Source organism: Kribbella sp. (genome assembly GCF_035655035.1).
Classification (GTDB): Bacteria; Actinomycetota; Actinomycetes; order Propionibacteriales; family Kribbellaceae; genus Kribbella.
The window spans coordinates 1-2,285 of sequence record NZ_DASRVN010000485.1; the positions used below are offsets into that span (position 1 = coordinate 1).

The 2,285-nt window shown below is 68.9% G+C and carries 3 protein-coding genes; all 3 read right to left on the reverse strand.

Features of this window, described 5'->3' with window-relative positions; all coding sequences use genetic code 11:
• Positions 1–666 (reverse strand): aconitase family protein (locus tag VFF46_RS26630; protein WP_325039958.1); only part of this gene is annotated, 666 nt, incomplete at its 3' end.
• A 154-nt stretch (positions 667–820) separates the two neighbouring features.
• Entirely contained in the window at positions 821–1,747 is a 927-nt protein-coding gene (locus VFF46_RS26635; protein WP_325039959.1) for an LLM class F420-dependent oxidoreductase, read from the reverse strand.
• A gap of 10 nt (positions 1,748–1,757) precedes the next feature.
• Positions 1,758–2,210 carry a hypothetical protein gene (locus VFF46_RS26640; protein WP_325039960.1) on the reverse strand — a complete coding sequence of 151 codons (453 nt, stop codon included), beginning with the start codon at positions 2,208–2,210 and terminating at the stop codon, positions 1,758–1,760.
• Between the last annotated feature and the right edge of the window lie 75 nt (positions 2,211–2,285).

Genomic DNA, 2,285 nt, shown 5'->3' on the forward strand with positions numbered 1-2,285 from the left:
GCCCAGCACGCCCAGGCCGTTGACCATGGTGGTGTGCGAGTCGGTGCCGACCACGGTGTCCGGGTACGCCTGCATGACCCCAGACGATTCTGCACGCGCCATGATCGTCCGGGCCAGGTACTCGATGTTGACCTGGTGCACGATGCCGGTGCCCGGGGGGACGACCTTGAACTCGTTGAACGCGGTCTGGCCCCAGCGCAGGAACTGGTAGCGCTCGCGGTTGCGTTCGTACTCCAGCGCGACGTTGCGGGCGAACGCGTCCTCGCGGCCGAACAGGTCGGCGATCACCGAGTGGTCGATGACCAGCTCGGCGGGGGCGAGGGGGTTGACCTTGGTCGGGTCGCCGCCCAGGTCGTTGACCGCCTCGCGCATGGTGGCGAGGTCGACGACGCAGGGCACGCCGGTGAAGTCCTGCATCAGCACCCGCGCCGGGGTGAACTGGATCTCCACGCTCGGGTCGGCGGTGGGGTCCCAGCCGCCGAGGGCCCGGATGTGGTCGGCGGTGATGTTCGCGCCGTCCTCGGTGCGCAGCAGGTTCTCGAGCAGCACCTTGAGCGAGTACGGCAGAGTCTCCGCGCCCTCGATGCCCGCCAACCTGAAGATCTCGTACGACTGCCCGTTGACCTCGAGTGCCCCCTTGGCACCGAAGCTGTCGACGCTCGCCATCAACCTGCTCCTCTGTCCAGTCCAAATCGCTGCGGGTCCGCTGCGCCCATCCTGCCCAGCGCGTTGACCGGCCACGAGGTCAGGCTCCCCTAACCCCGGGCCGCAAACTCTCTCGACATCAAGATACACGACATCGAGCCAACTTCGTGAGGCGTTATGAAACCTGTGGAAGAACCTCGGCCGCGATCAGATCCAGGTGGTCGAGGTCGTGAAGATCGAGGATCTGCACGTACTGGCGGTCCGAGCCGACAGCGGCGAACTGCCCCAGCCGGTCCACGACCTGAGCCGGCGTACCAGCGATGTCCTTCTCCGGGTGCGGTTCCCGGCCGATCGCCGCGGCGCGCTGCTTCACCTCGGCGTCGTCCTTGCCGACGATCACCGTGTGGGCTGTGGACAACGCGAGCGTCTTCGGGTCCCGGCCCGCCGCGTCGCACGCCGCCCGGACGCGCTTGAACAGCGTCGCCGTCTCCTCGACACCGCGGAACCCGGCGTTGAACTCCGCCGCGTACTTCGCCGCCAGCGCGGGCGTCCGCTTCTTGCCCGCGCCACCGATGATGATCGGCGGATGCGGCTGCTGCACCGGCTTCGGCAGCGCCGGCGAGTCCGTGATCCGGTAGTGCTCGCCCTGGAACTCGTACTTCTCCCCCACCGGCGTGTCCCACAGGCCGGTGATCAGCTCGAGCTGCTCGGTCAGGATGTCGAAGCGCCCCGGGGTGTCCGGGAAGTCCAGGCCGTACGCCTTGTGCTCGGCCTCGTACCACCCGGCGCCCAGCCCGAGCTCGGCGCGGCCGCCGCTCATCTGGTCGACCTGCGCGACCGAGATCGCAAGTACGCCCGGGTTCCGGAAGGTGGCGGAGCTGACCAGCGTGCCGAGCTTGATCCTGCTGGTCTCGCGGGCCAGCCCCGCGAGCGTGATCCACGAGTCGGACGGCCCCGGAAGGCCGTCGCCGTCGCCCATCGCCAGATAGTGGTCGGAACGGAAGAACGCGTCGAACCCGTTCTCCTCCGTCTTGCGCGCGACGGCGAGAAGGTCGTCGTACGACGCGCCCTGCTGAGGTTCGGTGAAGATCCTGAGAAGCATGGCGCCAACGCTATCTCGCGGTGGTGTACAGCTTCTCCAGGTACGACGGTTGCCATTCCGGGCCGCGGTCGTACAGTCGGCGCACCAGCCCGTGCACATCCAGCCGCTCCTCGACCGGGTTGTCCCACCAGTCGGGCACCTGGTCGTACCACCTGTCGATCCTCAGGGTCCGCCCCGCCGCGTCCAGCCGCGCGAACAACCACCCGCCCTGCTCGCTCTGCGCCTCGGTCAGCCACAGGTCACCGAGCAGCCCGCTGAGCTTGTCGGCCGCGAACTCCGGATCGTCGACCTCCGGCGGCTCCAGATCGAACCGGTACGACGGCGCCTTCGGATCCAGCACCTGCACCTGAATCGTGAACCCCGACGGCACGATCGCCGTCCGCGCCCGGCACCAAGCCCGCAACGCCACCACCGCCGCCGACTCCCCCGGCCGCGGCCGAGGCCGCTCCACCTCAGCCCGCATAGCCTCCTCAAGCGACCCCACCGCAGGCACCACCCGAGGCCCCCCACCCCCAATCAACCCCAACCCCGGCACCAC